This is a genomic window from Cytobacillus luteolus, from assembly GCF_017873715.1.
Taxonomy (GTDB): Bacteria; Bacillota; Bacilli; order Bacillales; family Bacillaceae_L; genus Bacillus_BV; species Bacillus_BV luteola.
This window is the reverse complement of record NZ_JAGGKM010000003.1, coordinates 93154-108868: the sequence shown is the minus strand read 5'-3', so window position 1 is coordinate 108868 and position 15715 is coordinate 93154. Positions and strand designations below refer to the sequence as shown.

Sequence of the window (15715 nt, the reverse complement as noted above, 5' to 3'; positions counted from 1 at the left end):
GATTATCCTTTCGGTTTAAAAATCAGTGCAATAATGAAAGAAAATAAGATAGCAGAGGATATACCTGCAGAAGTGAGTTCAAAAATCCCCATCCCTATGCCGATAAATCCATGCTGTTCCGCCTGTTGCATTGCACCATGAAGGAGCGAATGGCCGAAGCTCGTAATGGGTACAGTTGCACCTGCACCTGCAAATTCAATCAAATTATCATATAAATCAAAGCCATCTAATATCGCACCTAAAACAACGAATATACTCATTACATGTGCGGGGGTTAATTTTGCAACGTCAAATAGTAATTGTCCAACGACACATATTCCACCACCAACTAAAAAGGCAAATAAATAGTCCACTATTCCTCTCCCCCTTCAGCTCGCTCCAACACAACACCATGAGCAATTCCCGGTATAGATTCTTTCTGTTGTATCATGGTTGGGCTTAAAAGTGCACCAGTCGCTACAACAAAGACTCGATTTAATTTCCCGAGAATCATTTGTTTTACGAGATGACCGTAAGTTACAACAGCGGAACAACCACACCCACTTCCTCCTGCAAATACATCTTGACCCTGTGAATAAATCATCAGCCCGCAGTCATTATGCTTTGTTCCTAAGTCATATCCTTCTTCTTTTAGTAACTCTTTAACAATCGGGCTTCCTACACTTGATAAATCACCTGTAACAATTAGGTCAAAATCATCAGGAGTTCTATTTAAATCTTTGAAGTGTTGAGCTATCGTATCTGCTGCAGCAGGTGCCATTGCTGAGCCCATATCAAAAGGGTTTGTTATTCCAAGATCATTTACTTTCCCAATTGTTGCTGATGTTATTTTTATTGGTCCTTTGTTTTTACTCACAAGAGCAGCACCAGCACCGGTAACTGTGAACGTCGCTGAGCTTGGTTTTTGCCCACCATATTCAGTAGGATATCTAAATTGTCTTTCTGCCGTTGCATTATGACTACTTGTAGCAGCAACTAGTTTATTTGCAAATCCAGCATCTACAAGGGCTGAACCGATTGCGAGTGTTTCCATTGAAGTAGAACATGCTCCAAACATACATAGAAATGGGATTTGCAAGTGCCTTGCAACATAGTTTGATGTAACATTTTGGTTAAGAAGATCTCCCGCTAAAAGTAAATCAATATCTTGCTGTGTGAGATTCACTTTCTTTAAGCAGGTATCTATTGATTGTTCCATCAATCTCCTCTCAGCCATTTCCCAATTATCTTCACCACAATGTAAGTCATCATGTTTTACATCAAATACACTTCCTAGAGGACCCGCAGCTTCTTTGGGACCCACTGAAGTACCACAAGAATTTATATAGAGTTCATTTTCATATACCCATGTTTGTTTCCCGACAAGTCTCATAATTTCACATCCTCCTAAGATAATGTGACCGTAAATAGGTATCTAATAATACCGACGATATAGGCTCCTACCACTCCAAAGACAATGACACTTCCAGCAAGTTTGAACATGTTCGTTGCTACACCGAGCACGATCCCTTCACTTCTATGTTCTATTGCTGCACTCGTCATTGAGTTTGCAAAGCCTGTAACCGGAACTGCTGTTCCAGCACCTGCAAATTGCCCAATTTTATCGTAGACACCCAGCCCTGTTAAGATTGAAGCAATCAAAATTAATGTGGCTATAGTTGGATTACCTGCTGACTTTTCAGAGAAGTCAAATACGTTTATATAGAAATTTTGAATAAGCTCTCCGAAAGTACATATTAGCCCACCAATGACAAAAGCCTTTACACAGTTAAGTAAATAGGGAGGCTTAGGTTGATAGGTTTTAATACTATTTTTATAATTATCCTTCATCTTTCCCATAATGTGTTCCTGCCCTTCTATCTAACTTTATAGATCGACATAATAAATCCAGTGGAACAAAGATCCTGCTATCTTTCCAAATACAATTGCCATTACCAGAATCACAATTTTTTTATCTAGTCCTATTCGTTTTGCTAAGATTGGTAATACGTTCAGTACTTCAGTTAAGGCTGCAGCTAGCATCCCAACAAAAATTCCACAAGCTAAACCAATAGGAATTAATAAAAACTTCGAAACGTACAGCATCGTATCTCTAAGGCTAGACCAGCCTCCTGCAAAGGCCCCTAAAATAACACCCCACTCATACAAATGGATATATCTTGCTGTTTTTGTTAACTGAGTCACTCTTGGTATTATTCCTAACACAGCAAGGAAAGCAACAAAACCCGCTCCAACTGCTAATCCACCTGCAAATCCGATAAAAATGATAAGAAGGACCTTAACTGCCATTTGTTCTTCCATTAGCTTTCTTATTTTCTGTCATTATCATATATTGATCTAACGCTTGTTGATAGTTGAACATTTCAACTTCAAGTGGACTAGGTTCTTCATTAATTCGTTTTCTAAAAATATGATTAAAAAACAATATCATTCCCAGACCCAGGCCGATGGAATAAGGGATCTGCAGTAGCAAAGGTTTATATTCCTCTTTTCCAGTAATAATGGTATAAATTCGCTGATGTACCTCCTGCATACTTACATCCTCGTGAAAGTTTAAAATCGTCAAGGCTGCACCAAAAAATAACAATAACCATATTGCAATAAAAAAGACTGGTGTAATGGCCTTTCTTTCAATAATAATTTCAATTAATGATTGAGATGGACCAAGTGGTTGTATTTCCAAGTTTGGAAAGTTGTTACGAATTTGTTCTAATACCTTAGTAATATCAATAACCACATAGTTTTTGTCCTGTAACGATATCTTATAAATAATTAGGTTTTCGACATCCTGTTTAAACTTTGGATGAGCAACAATCTGTGCAATATCGCTAATTACGATGGTTTCATTTGGACGTACTTTAATACGATTATAAAGTCGTAAATACATCGTATTTTCCATCACAATCACATCCTACACATTGATTTCCTTGTATAAGTTAGTATGGTTGTTGTTAATTTTTAAATACAAAAGAACTGTAACCTCCATTAATTACCTCTACCTGCAAAAAAATGGTACAAAAAAAAATCGAACGGGCTAGTCGCCCATTCGATCTTTCATTTGCTGCAGTATTTTCTTTTCTAACCTTGAGACTTGGACCTGAGATATCCCTAACCTAGAGGCTACCTCTGATTGAGTTTGATCTTTATAATACCTAAGATACACGATTAATCGTTCTCTTTCGTCCAACTCTCTTATTGCTTCTTTTAAGGCGATTTTATCAAACCACTTATTTTCGCTATTATCTGCAATCTGATCAAGCAAAGTGATTGGGTCACCGTCATTTTCATAAACAGTTTCGTGAATAGAAGAAGGTGTACGACTTGCCTCTTGCGCAAGAACTACATCCTCAGGAGTAATCTCAAGGTAAGTTGCAATTTCAGCAACTGTCGGAACTCGTCCATATCGCTTGGACAAATCATCCTTAGCTTTACGAATTTTATTCCCCGTTTCCTTTAAAGATCGACTCACTTTTACAGTACCATCGTCACGAATGAATCTTTGTATTTCACCAATAATCATTGGAACAGCATAGGTAGAAAATTTTACATCATAAGATAAATCAAACTTATCTACAGACTTCAATAATCCAATACTTCCGATTTGAAATAAATCATCCGGTTCATATCCCCTATTTAAAAACCGTTGTACAACAGACCAGACCAGTCTCATATTTTTTTGTACAATGAGATCTCTTGCATCTTGTTCGCCTGCTTGACTACGTTTTATTAACTCTTTTACTTCATTATCTTTTAAGTACGTCTGACTCTTCTCGTTCTTGACCTCCACATCCATAAGCAAGTCTCCCTTAATTGCATAACAATTTACTATTGAGTAAATGCTTTACTAAACGTATAGTAGTACCAGATTTTGAAGTTAAGATCTCAACTTCGTCCATAAAATTTTCCATAATTGTGAAGCCCATACCTGATCGTTCTAACTCTGGTTTAGTTGTGAACAATGGTTGTCTAGCTTCATCCACATTATCAATACCAATACCTTCATCTCTTATCGTAAGGTAAATTGTGCCATCCTCAATTATAGAGTGAATATAAACAATTCCATTGGGATCATTGTCGTACCCGTGAATAATGGCATTCGTTACAGCTTCTGATACAACGGTTTTAATCTCAGTTAGTTCATCCATTGTAGGGTCAAGTTGTGCAATAAACGCTGCAACAGTTACACGAGCAAAAGACTCGTTTTGACTTAAAGCTGAAAATTGAAGTTGCATCTCATTTCTCATGTTATGCCACCCCCAATGTTTGCAGCGCAAAAACTTCATCCTGCTCTAATCGAATGATTTTAAATAAGCCAGACATATCAAATAAACGTTTAACCGCAGGAGAAATTGAACACACTACCATTTCCCCACCGTTATTTTTAATTTGTTTATATCTCCCAAGTATCACACCAAGACCTGAGCTATCCATAAATGATAATTTCTCAAGGTTTAGGATAATATGGTTAATTTTGTTTTCCTCAAGCTTACTTGTAACTCTTTGACGCAATTCCTCTGCTGTATGGTGATCAAGTTCACCTGCAAGTCGAATGCACAAAACGTTGTTTTTAACTTCTAGTTCAATTGCTAGACTCACTGTACATAGCCTCCTTGTTTTCGTATAGTGAGTCATTTCGCTATTGAAATGCTAGTTTCCTTCCTCCTGACAAAACTAGTGTCATTTCGTCAAAAAAAGATGGAATATTTATTATTCAGATTTTGTGAATGACCCAACAGTTCGCTTAAATAATTTCCACCAGCTAGCACTATCGATGTCTTCTTCCGCAATAAGAGGACTTTCACTTATAACCTTATCGTTTTTCTTGAGCAATAGTGTTCCAAGCTTGTCACCTTTTTTGATAGGTGCATTGATTTTTTCATCCACAACAACCTCTTGAACAACATCATCAATGTTTTCACCTTTCTTGGTTAGAACTGAGATTTGCTCAGAAGTTACTAAATTAATTTTCTTCTTACTACCTTTGCTAACCTTCGTATCTGAAACTACCTGATTACGCTCATACATTGGATGTGTCTTATATTGACTGAATCCATAGTCTAACATCTTTGTAATTTGGGCATTTCGATCCTTAGGTGTTGGTGCACCAAACACTACACTAATTAACCTCATATTATTCTTCTGGGCAGTTGCTGTTAAGCAATACTTTGCTTCACTTGTAAATCCTGTTTTTACACCATCTACTCCTGGATAAAACTTAACCAATCGATTTGTATTAACAAGCCAAAACTTTTTATCGGTATCATTTCTTAAGTAATCTTCATATTTACCAGTGAACTTTGTAATTCCTTCGTATTTTAGTAATTCCTTTGCCATCATTGCCATGTCATGTGCTGTACTGTAGTGGCCTTCCGCTGGTAAGCCTGTTGGGTTTTTGAAAACTGTATTTTTCAACCCAAGCTCTTCTGCTTTTTTATTCATCATTTCGACGAATGCCTCTTCAGAGCCAGCTAGTCTTTCGGCCATTGCAACAGATGCATCATTACCGGAAGCAATTGCGATACCTTTCATCATTTCCTCTGTAGTCATTTCTTCTCCAGCTTCTAGGAAAATCTGAGAGCCTCCCATTGATGCAGCATGCTCACTTGTGCGGATTTTTTCTTCCCAAGTAAGATTGCCTTTATCAATAGCCTCCATAATCAATACCATGGTCATGATTTTTGTCATACTTGCAGGAGGAAGCTTTTCATGGCTATTTTTGTCATAGAGGATTGCACCAGTATCACGTTCAATCAAAATAGCCGATTTTGCTTGTGGTGCTAGGTCAACAGACGTATTTTCTTCAGCAAAAGCGAATGGGGTACTGCTATAAACGATTAACGAAATGAATAACAAACTTGTTAGTAGACGTTTCATCTCCAAACCCTCCAATCTTTATACAATCCCATTTTTTCCAACAAACTCAAAATTATACAAAATACACAAAAAAAAGAAGCTGAAAGATACTCAGCTTCCTCAAGGAGAAATTATTCTAAAATTCTGTCATAAACTAAAGGTGGAACTTCTACTTTGTTTGAAGATATTTTGATACTTGCATAAAGTTTGTCTTTTACCTCTTGAACATTTTCAAAGTTACTATGAATTGTTACAAGGGATTCACCTTGGGCTACTTCGTCCCCAATTTTTTTTCTAAGTTCTAAGCCAACTGCCAAGTCAATTGTTGATTCTTTAGTTGCTCTACCTGCTCCAAGTAACATTGCTGCTGTTCCGATTGAATCAGCAATGATTTCAGATACATAACCTGCCTCTTGTGCTTCAAGCTCAACTATGTATTTGGCTTGTGGCAGTTTACTTGGGTCATCTACAACAGATGCATCTCCGCCTTGAGCGCTTAGGAATAGTTTTAAGGTATCCAATGCTTTCCCTGAAGATATTGCTTCTTTAAGCATTGACCTCGCTTCTTCTGTAGATGTTGCTTTTTTCGCCAGAACAACCATATGACTTCCTAGTGTGAGACATAGCTCTTCAAGATCAGACGGGCCATTCCCTCTTAGTGTATCAATAGCCTCTTTTACTTCTAGTGAATTACCAATTGCAAAACCAAGTGGCTGACTCATGTCTGAGATAACTGCCATCGTTTGTCGTCCTACATTATTCCCGATATCAACCATCGCTTTTGCTAATTCTCTCGCCTCTTCCAAGTCCTTCATGAAGGCACCTGCACCTGTTTTTACATCTAATACGATTGCGTCTGCGCCAGCAGCTATTTTTTTGCTCATGATTGAGCTAGCAATTAACGGAATACTATTAACTGTGGCAGTAACGTCTCTTAGTGCATATAACTTCTTATCAGCAGGAGTTAGATTTCCACTTTGACCAATGACAGCTACTTTGTTCTTATTGACTAATCGGATAAATTCCTCATTATCAATCTCAACATGAAAACCAGCTACTGCCTCAAGTTTATCAATTGTTCCTCCGGTGTGACCTAAACCACGACCAGACATTTTTGCTACAGGCACACCAACGGCTGCTACAAGCGGGGCAAGAACAAGAGTGGTAGTATCGCCAACCCCTCCTGTACTATGCTTATCTACCTTAATTCCTTCGATTTTTGATAAATCAATTGTATCTCCAGAATGAACCATTGCAAGTGTCAAATCTGCACGTTCTTGCTCTGTCATTCCTTGAAAATAGACAGCCATTGTAAAAGCACTCATCTGATAGTCAGGAATGTTTCCTTTTGTATATTCATTGATAATAAATGATATTTCTTCCTTTGTTAACGCATGTCCATCACGCTTTTTTTCTATTAAATCAACCATTCGCATTATCTGTCACCTCAATTAGTTTAAAGCTCATTAATAATTTGTTTTACAAAAGCTAGGAAATTAGCTTTGGCCATTTCTGTTGTTTCAATTACTTCATCATGAGTCAATGGTTGATCAAGTATTCCTGCAGCCATATTTGATATGCAGGAAATGCCGAGAACATTTAGCTTAGCATGGCGAGCTACAATAACCTCTGGAACGGTAGACATTCCCACTGCATCTCCACCATTTGTTCGTAGCATTCTAATTTCTGCTGGAGTTTCATAGGTCGGACCGGTATTCCCTACATATACTCCCTCTTTCAAGTTAATCTGTAAATCTGATGCAACCTTTTTCGCCAACTGACGCAATTCTTTTGAATATGCTTCCGACATATCTGGAAAACGTACTCCTAAGTCGCCATCATTAGGTCCAATTAGTGGATTTTGTCCTGTATTATTAATATGGTCGGTAATTAACATTAAATCACCTGGCTCGAACGATTCGTTGATCCCTCCAGCAGCATTCGTAACGATTAATGTGCTAACACCCAATTCCTTCATTACTCTAATTGGAAAAGTTACCTTATCCATCGAATAGCCTTCGTAATAATGAAAACGACCTTGCATTGCAACAACTGTTTTCCCTTGTAAAGTTCCAAAGACTAATTGACCTGCATGTCCTTCCACTGTGGAGACAGGAAATTCTGGAATTTCGTTATAAGGAATTTTAGTTGGGTTCACGATTTCATCCGCTAAAACCCCAAGCCCTGAGCCAAGAATTAATCCTATTTCAGGCGTTTGTTGAAATTTTGATTGTAGAAATTGTGCTGATTTTTGAATTATACTTTTATCCATCTTCTTTACCCCCTGTTTAACTCATGAATGAAGCTTTCTCCATGCTTTGGAGCCTTCACATTAAAATTATCAGCAATAGATGCACCTACGTCTGCGAATGTCTTTCTTGAAGGGATCTCTGTTCCCTGTGACATTCTAGGACTATAAATTAAGAGTGGAACAAACTCACGTGTATGGTCCGTCCCCTCATGTGTAGGATCATTTCCATGATCAGCTGTAATAATAAGAAGATCATCGTTTGTTAATAACTCAAACACTTCTGGTAACCTCGCATCATATTCCTCTAGTGCTTTACCGTAACCTATAGGATCCCTACGGTGTCCATATAACGCATCAAAATCAACAAGATTTAAAAAACTTAGTCCAGTAAATTCCATCTTTAAGGAATCCACCAGTTTATCCATACCATCCATATTTGATTTTGTTCTTAATGCTTTAGTTATTCCTTCACCATCATAGATATCTTCAATTTTCCCTATTGATATAACATCATAACCAGAGTCTTTTAGCTCATTCATCACTGTTCTATCAAATGGCTTTAAGGCATAATCATGACGGTTTGCTGTTCTTCGGAATTCTCCAGGATTCCCAATAAATGGACGAGCAATAATACGCCCTACCATATACTTTTCATCTAGAGTCAATTCTCGTGCAATCTCACATATTTGATACAGTTCTTCTAGTGGGACTACCTCTTCGTGTGCTGCAATTTGTAAAACTGAATCTGCTGAAGTGTAAACGATCAAAGCACCAGATTGCATATGCTCTGCTCCTAATTCATCTAGGATCTCAGTTCCCGAAGCAGGCTTATTTCCAATCACTTTACGCCCTGTCTTACTTTCAATTTCATCAATAAGCTCTTTTGGAAAGCCTTCAGGAAACACACGAAATGGAGTCTCTATATGTAGACCCATTAGCTCCCAATGTCCTGTCATTGTATCTTTTCCATTTGAAGCTTCCTGCATCTTCGTATAAAATGCGAGTGGTTGCTGCTGCTTTTCTATTCCTTTAATCTCACCAATATTACCTAGTCCGAGTTTTTCCATATTCGGCATTTTCAAGCCATTCATTTTTTCTGCAATATGCCCTAATGTATTTGAGCCAATATCACCAAATTTTTCAGCATCTGGTGCTTCACCAATACCTACTGAATCCATAACGACTAGAAAGACACGTTTATATGTATAAGAAGACATACTAAACCCCCTATTTTAATCTTATTAATTATATATTCCCTTTCGATGTTCAACTTAACCACATATGTATAGGTTTTACTTGTCGGAAGTCTGACATCTTGAGTATAAGATGTACGGGCTATGTAAGGCAAGATAAATACCTTCCTATTACATAAAAAATGCTGAATTTATGAACATTCAGCATCACTTTAACCTACTAATCTATTTTTATGCTCTTGGATGGTATGTATTGTATACATCTTTTAACCTAGACTTAGTTACTCTAGTATAGACTTGGGTAGTTGATATATCAGCGTGCCCCAACATTTCCTGAACAGCTCGTATATCTGCCCCATTTTCAAGCAAATGTGTAGCAAAAGAATGTCTTAAAGTATGCGGGGTTAGCTCGTTCTTAACGTCAGCACTACTTGCAATCTGCCTGAGATTCTTCCAGAACCCTTGACGTGTTAATCGTTGTCCTCTGTGGTTTAGAAATAGGGCTTGTGAACTATCATTTTTAAATAGTTCTGGTCTACCTCTCTCTATATAATTATAAATTGCTTCTTTTGCAGCTTTTCCCAGTGGTACAATTCGTTCCTTGTTGCCTTTACCGATACAACGAATGAACCCCATTTCCAAGTGTACATCCTCAATATTTAGATTGGTTAACTCACTTACACGTATTCCTGTAGCATACAGCATTTCAAGAATTGCTTTGTCTCGTAACCCCAATGGCGAATTTATATCAGGTGCCTCTAGCAAGGCTTCTACCTCAGATAAAGATAGTACTTTTGGTAAATTCCTTTCCATTTTAGGTGTTTCTATTTGAACTGTCGGATCTTCTTTGGTAATCCTAACACGTAATAGATACTGGTGAAATGAACGAATGGACGCTATGTGTCGTGCTATCGTTTTTGCTGAACTTCCTGTGTCCTTAAGATATTGCAAAAAGTGAAGAATTTGAATTCTATTTACATGATCAAGGTATTCAATCTCTTCATGTTTTATAAGATAGTCAACGTATTTAGATAAATCTCGTTTATATGAAATTACCGTGTTTTCTGCTAGTCTTCTCTCATCGACTAGGTATTGAATAAATTTGTTTATATGAGCTTTCAAAAGACATTACTCCCCAAAGTGATAAAAAAATAGCAATCGGTTTAACCACGAACTATCTTCTTCCTCTATCATTGATGCCACTTTCACAGCTGAACCTTTTGGTTCGTCATAACGATGGTAATTTGAATATTCCTCGTTAATCCACATAATACCATAATAAAACAAAATCGTGCAGCCCGTAAACAAGATAAATACTTTAGTTGTTTCAAACATCATCCGTACTGTTTTTCTCATAGTCGCCTCCAAAAAGCCAAACATAATATATATTAGAAGATATGCCAAATGGGACGAGTTTTATACGTCTAAAAAGAAAAAACCTTTTCTAATTAGAAAAGGTTTTTACTGATCATCTTTATTCTCTTCTTCATTTTCTACTTTATCGTGACAACGGTGGCATATGCCGTGGAAAGTTAGACGGTGATCTTTAATTTTAAAGTTCCAGTCTCTTTCTACGATTACTTCAACATCCTCTAAAAGATCATCTTGGATTTCATCAACTGCCCCGCATTCAATGCAAACGAGATGATGATGGAAGTGTGCTGCACCTTCTTGGCGTAAATCATAGCGTGAAACACCATCACCAAAATTTATTTTATCGACAATTTTTAATTCGGTTAATAACTCAAGTGTTCTATATACAGTTGCTAATCCGATTTCTGGCGACTTTTCTTTAACGAGGAGGTATACATCTTCTGCGCTCAAATGATCCTCTTCATGTTCAAGAAGTACTCGAACAGTCGCCTCACGTTGAGGTGTGAGCTTATAGCTAGAAGAGTGCAACTGCTTCTTTATTCTATCAATTCTTTGTTCCATGTACCTATTCCTCCCTCGCCGTTACCTTACTTATTATAACAGAAGAAAAGGAACTGTCCAAATAAAATTAATTATAATGTAGGAAAAATACTTTTTCTTTATAAATAGTTATTATTGATTATTAATCATATCAATAACGCCTTTCATTAAAGTTGGTGAAGCAAATGCTTCAAATGCAGAGGCAGTCATTAATACTAATGCTACACCGACCATTAACATTGCATAGCGTGTTAGTAACGGAAAGATTGGCTCATTTGCCCTTTTCATAAATTGTTGGCGTATCATCTTTAACGAGAAGGCAACTGCTACTGTTCCAATAACGATAAAAGCAGGAATAATTAATAGATTTTGTGGAAGAACTGAAACAAAAGACAATATAAATCCATCAAAGCCCATTTGATTTACAAGAAAACCCACTGTAAATCCAACGACGACTCCTTTCAGAAATAACAATACAAGAATGACTGGCAATCCTATAATAGAAATACCGAGGATCCACATAAGCCCCACATATTTTATATTATGAAGAAAGCTTTGCTTAAACATATCTGTACTATTCGCAAAACTCCCCTCTGATACTTGTCCAAAAAAACGACTTAAATAATAATAAAGATCCTGTTTTTGACTAAAATTTAAACTATTAACGACAATAGCACCAAAGATTACACCCATTAGAAATAAGACCGTAATAAATATATAAATCGAGGAATGTTCTCGAACATGTGAGATTATTGCTGCTTTAAGTGGCTGCTGCTTTTTCATTATGTCTCCTCCTATCATTCTCTTACTTGATTCTATGAATTAATCAATTTATGTATGACAGGTTAATTTGATAAATCTAAAAAACTAGTTACAAAATTTCCAAATACATGCTATAATTCCAAAAAACTTGAAGAGTGGTGATAGTATGAATCCAATTTTACTAGATTTCCCTACAGAAATAACGACTGATAGGCTAATTATCCGCATGCCTTTACCTGGTGATGGAAAGGCAGTAAACGAAGCAATAAGAGCTTCAATGAATGAGTTACAACCGTGGATGCCCTTTGCCCAAAAAGAGCCAAAGCTAGAGGAAACTGAGGCTAACATTCGTGAAGCTCATGCTAACTTTTTATTACGTAAGGATCTACGTCTTCTTATTTTTCATAAAGAAACCTGTCAGTTCATTGGGTCTACTGGTCTACATCGAATTAATTGGGACCTTCCGAAATTTGAAATCGGTTATTGGATTGATTCTCGACATGCAAAACAGGGGTATATTACAGAAACTGTAGTTGGAGTAACAAACTTTGCTTTTGAAGAGCTTAATGCAAAAAGGGTAGAAATTCGCTGTGACTCTCTTAATATTAATAGTAGGAATGTTGCTGAACGTGCGGGGTATACACTCGAGGGAATCCTACGAAATGATGACCTCGCAGTTGATGGCACATTAAGAGATACTTGTGTGTTTTCAAAAATTAAATAAAAATAATCCCTTGAGCTGATTTACTCAAGGGATTTTACTTTACCGTATTTGCCTCCACCTCCAGCATGTATGGAAAGCTGTCCACTTCTTGCTTTTAAAATCGTATCAACAATTGGTTTTTTAACCACAGATAAAAGTGCATCTTCTGGTGCCTCATGAATGATTGCCATTTCCGTTTTAAAATAGTCTCTAAGCTTATTTAGAGTCTTCGAACCTAAACCAGGTATGAATTCCAATGGTACCTGGTGGATGTAGGGTGGTCTATTTGGGTTCTCTTCTTCTGTATTCTTTAGTTCTTGGAGTCGATCATAGACTCCTTTAATAATTCCTTTATGGCTACAATTAGGGCATGTTTCTATTAGATAATCATCAATTAAATGAAAGCACTTTTCACAAGTGGTTCGATGATATTTCCCCAGTATTGGATCTAGTCCGTAATTTGCAATGACTCCTCTTCCTTCCTCTTTATGCAAGGCCTTTTTAAGCTCAGCAAAAGTTGGAGTCTCCATTGCAATGACCTGATATTCCCTAGCGATTTTCGGAAGAGAATGAGCATCAGAATTAGAGATGAACGTGTACGAATGTAATTCTGATATTTGATCTGCCATCTCCGTATTAGAGCTGAGTCCTAACTCTATTGCATCAATCATGGTTGGATCAAACACTTCGGTTAGCGTATGATTAACACCTTTCCCATATAGGCTCTTGTGTGGGGTAAAAACATGTGCTGGAATAAAAAGACCACCTAATTCTTTAACCTTTTGTTGTAGGTTTAATCCAGTTTCATAGATACGCTGAGAGCTCAATGTGATATTTTTTTGTCTTTCAGATAGCCACACTGAAAACTCACGCATTTTGTCAATCGTAGGCATAAAGGCTAATACATGTATAGGTCCTTTACAATTGTCGTCATTGATTTCAATTTCTGCTCCTAAAATTAGCGTTACATCTTGAAATCTTAGTCCACCTTCATCCCATTCAAATACTTCACCTTTATTAATAAGTATTGAAAGTTCATCGAGGACTTCAGGCACATGACAGTCAATCACTCCTATCATATCCATTCCCTTGATTTCTGTCGCTTCAACTAAAATATTTTCAATCGTTAGTGATTTTGCTCCCGTAATTTTAACCGGCTTTCCTGTAGCTGTTCTACCTATGTGAATATGTAAATCTACATAATAACTTTGCATCTTAATCGCCTAGTGCCTTTTTCAATTGTAAAAATTGGACTGCATATGCTGTTTTCGCATCGTATATCTTTTTTGCCGCGATAAGCTTTTCTGCATCCTCTAGTGTTACTTCTAAAACATCTAAAAATTCGTCTTCATCTAGGTCTGCAGATTGCTCTTTTTTCGTTAGACCTCTCGCAATATATAAGTGAATGATTTCATCTGCAAATCCAGGGGATGTATAAAAGGAAATTAAATGACTTAATGTTTTGCACTCATAGCCTGTTTCTTCTTCTAACTCTCTTAATGCAGTTATTTCGGGCTTTTCTCCAGGCTCTAACTTACCAGCAGGAATTTCGACAATGACACGTTCTAGCGCCTTGCGATATTGTTGCACCATTACGATTCTATTTTCATCTGTTATTGCAAGGATAGCGACTGCACCAGGGTGTTTTATTATTTCCCGTTTACTTGTTTTTCCGTTTGGTAACTCAACATCCTCAATTTGAAGATTTATTACCTTCCCTTTATATAATATCTCCTTAGATATGGTCTTTTCTATTAAGTGGTCCATTTAATCATCTCCTCGTTCTAATCATTATTATTGCCACATACATTCTACCATATCATTTAAAAACACTTGCAATTACGGGGAGGATCTCTGGGTGAAAATATATATTACACACAATGGAATTACCTTAGTAGGTAAGGCGTGGGAGATTCGGGCTAAGTTAAAAGAATACAGTAAACAGTTTGATACGGTACAGGAATGGATTCAATCTAGTGAAATGTCCCTCCATCATCAACAAAGAACAAGTAAGAAAAATGGAATTCATACTGATTAAACTCATTATTTGTATTTAATTCTTGTCTCACTTACAATTGCTTTCAAGGAGTGGTTTAAAAATGAAAACTAGGCAAATTGGAAACTCTGACCTTATTGTTAGTGAGCTTGGGTTAGGCTGCATGTCACTTGGTAAAGAAGAAAAACAAGCTTCAGAAATTATACATAAAGCGACAGATTCAGGGATTAATTATCTTGATACAGCTGACCTTTATGACTTCGGAGTAAATGAAGAATTTGTTGGACGAGCAATTAAAAGTAAACGCAAAGATATTATCCTTGCCACTAAAGTAGGAAACCGCTGGAATACTAGCAAAAAAGGTTGGTCATGGGATCCATCAAAAGACTATATTAAATCCGTTGTAAAGGATTCATTACTCAGGTTACAAACTGATTATATTGACTTATACCAATTACACGGTGGAACGATAGAAGATAACATAGATGAGACGATAGAGGCTTTTGAGGATTTAAAGAAGGAAGGACTTATTAGGTATTATGGTATTTCCTCCATCCGTCCAAATGTAATAAAGGAATACATAGAACGCTCATCCATTGTTAGTGTTATGATGCAGTATAGTTTATTAGATCGACGTCCCGAAGAGGTCTTTCCTTTATTAAAGGAGCATAACATTAGTGTAGTATGTAGAGGTCCCGTTGCTAAAGGGCTATTAACCGACAAGCCTCTTGAATCTACCAATTCTAAAATTAAAGAGAATGGATATCTAGATTATTCTTACGAAGAACTGGCTTCATTGAGACAATCCCTAAAAGAGGAGTTAGCTAGTGAGAGATCACTCACTGAAATTGCATTACAATATTGCCTATATGATTCTGTTGTTGCCTCTGTTGTGGCAGGAGCGAGTAAAATAGAACAACTTGTAGACAATGTTGAGGCTGTATCTTCTACACCATTAACTGATAATCAAGTGAGGATACTGCGCGAATTGTCGAAAGCCAGCTTGTATGAGCAACACAGGATGTAATTCATATCAAGTAAAA

At 36.9% G+C, this 15715-nt stretch carries 20 protein-coding genes and 1 pseudogene; 3 read left to right on the top strand and 18 right to left on the bottom strand.

Annotation, left to right across the window (positions count from 1 at the left end; genetic code table 11):
- Nucleotides 1-2: 2 nt before the first annotated feature.
- The 16 genes from spoVAE to spoIIM all read right to left on the bottom strand — a co-directional run bounded on the left by spoVAE (nucleotide 3) and on the right by spoIIM (nucleotide 11994).
- A complete protein-coding gene (gene spoVAE / locus J2Z26_RS08950) occupies nucleotides 3-353 on the bottom strand; it encodes a stage V sporulation protein AE (RefSeq protein WP_193539600.1) in 351 nt (116 codons plus the stop codon).
- The gene (spoVAD, locus tag J2Z26_RS08945; RefSeq protein WP_193539601.1) at nucleotides 353-1372 is read right to left on the bottom strand and encodes a stage V sporulation protein AD; all 1020 of its coding nucleotides are present in this window, start codon (nucleotides 1370-1372) and stop codon (nucleotides 353-355) included. The genes spoVAE and spoVAD overlap by 1 nt, the downstream gene beginning before the upstream one ends.
- 14 nt (nucleotides 1373-1386) lie before the next feature.
- The gene (spoVAC, locus tag J2Z26_RS08940; RefSeq protein WP_193539602.1) at nucleotides 1387-1839 is read right to left on the bottom strand and encodes a stage V sporulation protein AC; all 453 of its coding nucleotides are present in this window, start codon (nucleotides 1837-1839) and stop codon (nucleotides 1387-1389) included.
- A gap of 27 nt (nucleotides 1840-1866) precedes the next feature.
- Entirely contained in the window at nucleotides 1867-2289 is a 423-nt protein-coding gene (locus tag J2Z26_RS08935) for a stage V sporulation protein AB (protein ID WP_193539758.1), read from the bottom strand.
- Nucleotides 2279-2899, bottom strand: coding sequence for a stage V sporulation protein AA (locus J2Z26_RS08930; RefSeq protein ID WP_193539603.1), 621 nt, complete (start codon nucleotides 2897-2899; stop codon nucleotides 2279-2281). The genes J2Z26_RS08935 and J2Z26_RS08930 overlap by 11 nt, the downstream gene beginning before the upstream one ends.
- Nucleotides 2900-3034: 135 nt before the next feature.
- Nucleotides 3035-3793 carry an RNA polymerase sporulation sigma factor SigF gene (gene sigF, locus J2Z26_RS08925; protein ID WP_193539604.1) on the bottom strand — a complete coding sequence of 253 codons (759 nt, stop codon included), beginning with the start codon at nucleotides 3791-3793 and terminating at the stop codon, nucleotides 3035-3037.
- Nucleotides 3794-3806: 13 nt separating this feature from the next.
- Nucleotides 3807-4244 carry an anti-sigma F factor gene (spoIIAB, locus tag J2Z26_RS08920; RefSeq protein ID WP_193539605.1) on the bottom strand — a complete coding sequence of 146 codons (438 nt, stop codon included), beginning with the start codon at nucleotides 4242-4244 and terminating at the stop codon, nucleotides 3807-3809.
- A gap of 1 nt (nucleotide 4245) precedes the next feature.
- The gene (gene spoIIAA / locus J2Z26_RS08915) at nucleotides 4246-4596 is read right to left on the bottom strand and encodes an anti-sigma F factor antagonist (RefSeq protein WP_193539606.1); all 351 of its coding nucleotides are present in this window, start codon (nucleotides 4594-4596) and stop codon (nucleotides 4246-4248) included.
- Nucleotides 4597-4707: 111 nt separating this feature from the next.
- A complete protein-coding gene (locus J2Z26_RS08910) occupies nucleotides 4708-5874 on the bottom strand; it encodes a D-alanyl-D-alanine carboxypeptidase family protein (RefSeq protein WP_193539607.1) in 1167 nt (388 codons plus the stop codon).
- Between the two features lie 110 nt (nucleotides 5875-5984).
- The gene (locus J2Z26_RS08905; protein ID WP_193539608.1) at nucleotides 5985-7289 is read right to left on the bottom strand and encodes a pyrimidine-nucleoside phosphorylase; all 1305 of its coding nucleotides are present in this window, start codon (nucleotides 7287-7289) and stop codon (nucleotides 5985-5987) included.
- A gap of 20 nt (nucleotides 7290-7309) precedes the next feature.
- On the bottom strand, nucleotides 7310-8125 hold the full coding sequence (locus tag J2Z26_RS08900; RefSeq protein ID WP_193539609.1) for a purine-nucleoside phosphorylase: 816 nt from the start codon (nucleotides 8123-8125) through the stop codon (nucleotides 7310-7312).
- Nucleotides 8126-8130: 5 nt separating this feature from the next.
- Nucleotides 8131-9321, bottom strand: a complete 1191-nt coding sequence (deoB, locus tag J2Z26_RS08895; protein WP_193539610.1) for a phosphopentomutase — start codon at nucleotides 9319-9321, stop codon at nucleotides 8131-8133.
- Nucleotides 9322-9528: 207 nt separating this feature from the next.
- Nucleotides 9529-10419: a site-specific tyrosine recombinase XerD gene (gene xerD, locus J2Z26_RS08890; protein ID WP_193539611.1), complete on the bottom strand. Its 891-nt coding sequence runs from the start codon at nucleotides 10417-10419 to the stop codon at nucleotides 9529-9531.
- 6 nt (nucleotides 10420-10425) lie between these two features.
- Entirely contained in the window at nucleotides 10426-10653 is a 228-nt protein-coding gene (locus J2Z26_RS08885) for a YqzK family protein (RefSeq protein WP_193469350.1), read from the bottom strand.
- Nucleotides 10654-10758: 105 nt separating this feature from the next.
- A complete protein-coding gene (fur, locus tag J2Z26_RS08880; protein ID WP_193539612.1) occupies nucleotides 10759-11232 on the bottom strand; it encodes a ferric iron uptake transcriptional regulator in 474 nt (157 codons plus the stop codon).
- A gap of 111 nt (nucleotides 11233-11343) precedes the next feature.
- Nucleotides 11344-11994 (bottom strand): stage II sporulation protein M, encoded by a 651-nt coding sequence (spoIIM, locus tag J2Z26_RS08875; RefSeq protein WP_193539613.1) that lies wholly within the window; start codon nucleotides 11992-11994, stop codon nucleotides 11344-11346.
- A 145-nt stretch (nucleotides 11995-12139) separates the two neighbouring features.
- Here spoIIM and J2Z26_RS08870 point away from each other — a divergent pair, with 145 nt between their 5' ends.
- Nucleotides 12140-12697 carry a GNAT family N-acetyltransferase gene (locus J2Z26_RS08870; protein ID WP_193539614.1) on the top strand — a complete coding sequence of 186 codons (558 nt, stop codon included), beginning with the start codon at nucleotides 12140-12142 and terminating at the stop codon, nucleotides 12695-12697.
- A gap of 20 nt (nucleotides 12698-12717) precedes the next feature.
- On the opposite strand, the gene J2Z26_RS08865 is transcribed toward J2Z26_RS08870, so the two are convergent.
- Both J2Z26_RS08865 and J2Z26_RS08860 read right to left on the bottom strand, forming a co-directional pair.
- Complete coding sequence (locus J2Z26_RS08865; RefSeq protein ID WP_193539615.1) at nucleotides 12718-13890, bottom strand: endonuclease Q family protein; 1173 nt, start codon at nucleotides 13888-13890, stop codon at nucleotides 12718-12720.
- A gap of 1 nt (nucleotide 13891) precedes the next feature.
- Complete coding sequence (locus tag J2Z26_RS08860; protein ID WP_193539616.1) at nucleotides 13892-14443, bottom strand: NUDIX domain-containing protein; 552 nt, start codon at nucleotides 14441-14443, stop codon at nucleotides 13892-13894.
- A 91-nt stretch (nucleotides 14444-14534) separates the two neighbouring features.
- On the opposite strand from J2Z26_RS08860, the pseudogene mciZ reads away from it, so the two are divergent.
- Nucleotides 14535-14660: pseudogene (mciZ, locus tag J2Z26_RS08855) on the top strand (Z-ring formation inhibitor MciZ); the annotation flags it as partial.
- Between the two features lie 115 nt (nucleotides 14661-14775).
- Entirely contained in the window at nucleotides 14776-15699 is a 924-nt protein-coding gene (locus J2Z26_RS08850; RefSeq protein ID WP_193539618.1) for an aldo/keto reductase, read from the top strand.
- Nucleotides 15700-15715 lie beyond the last annotated feature (16 nt).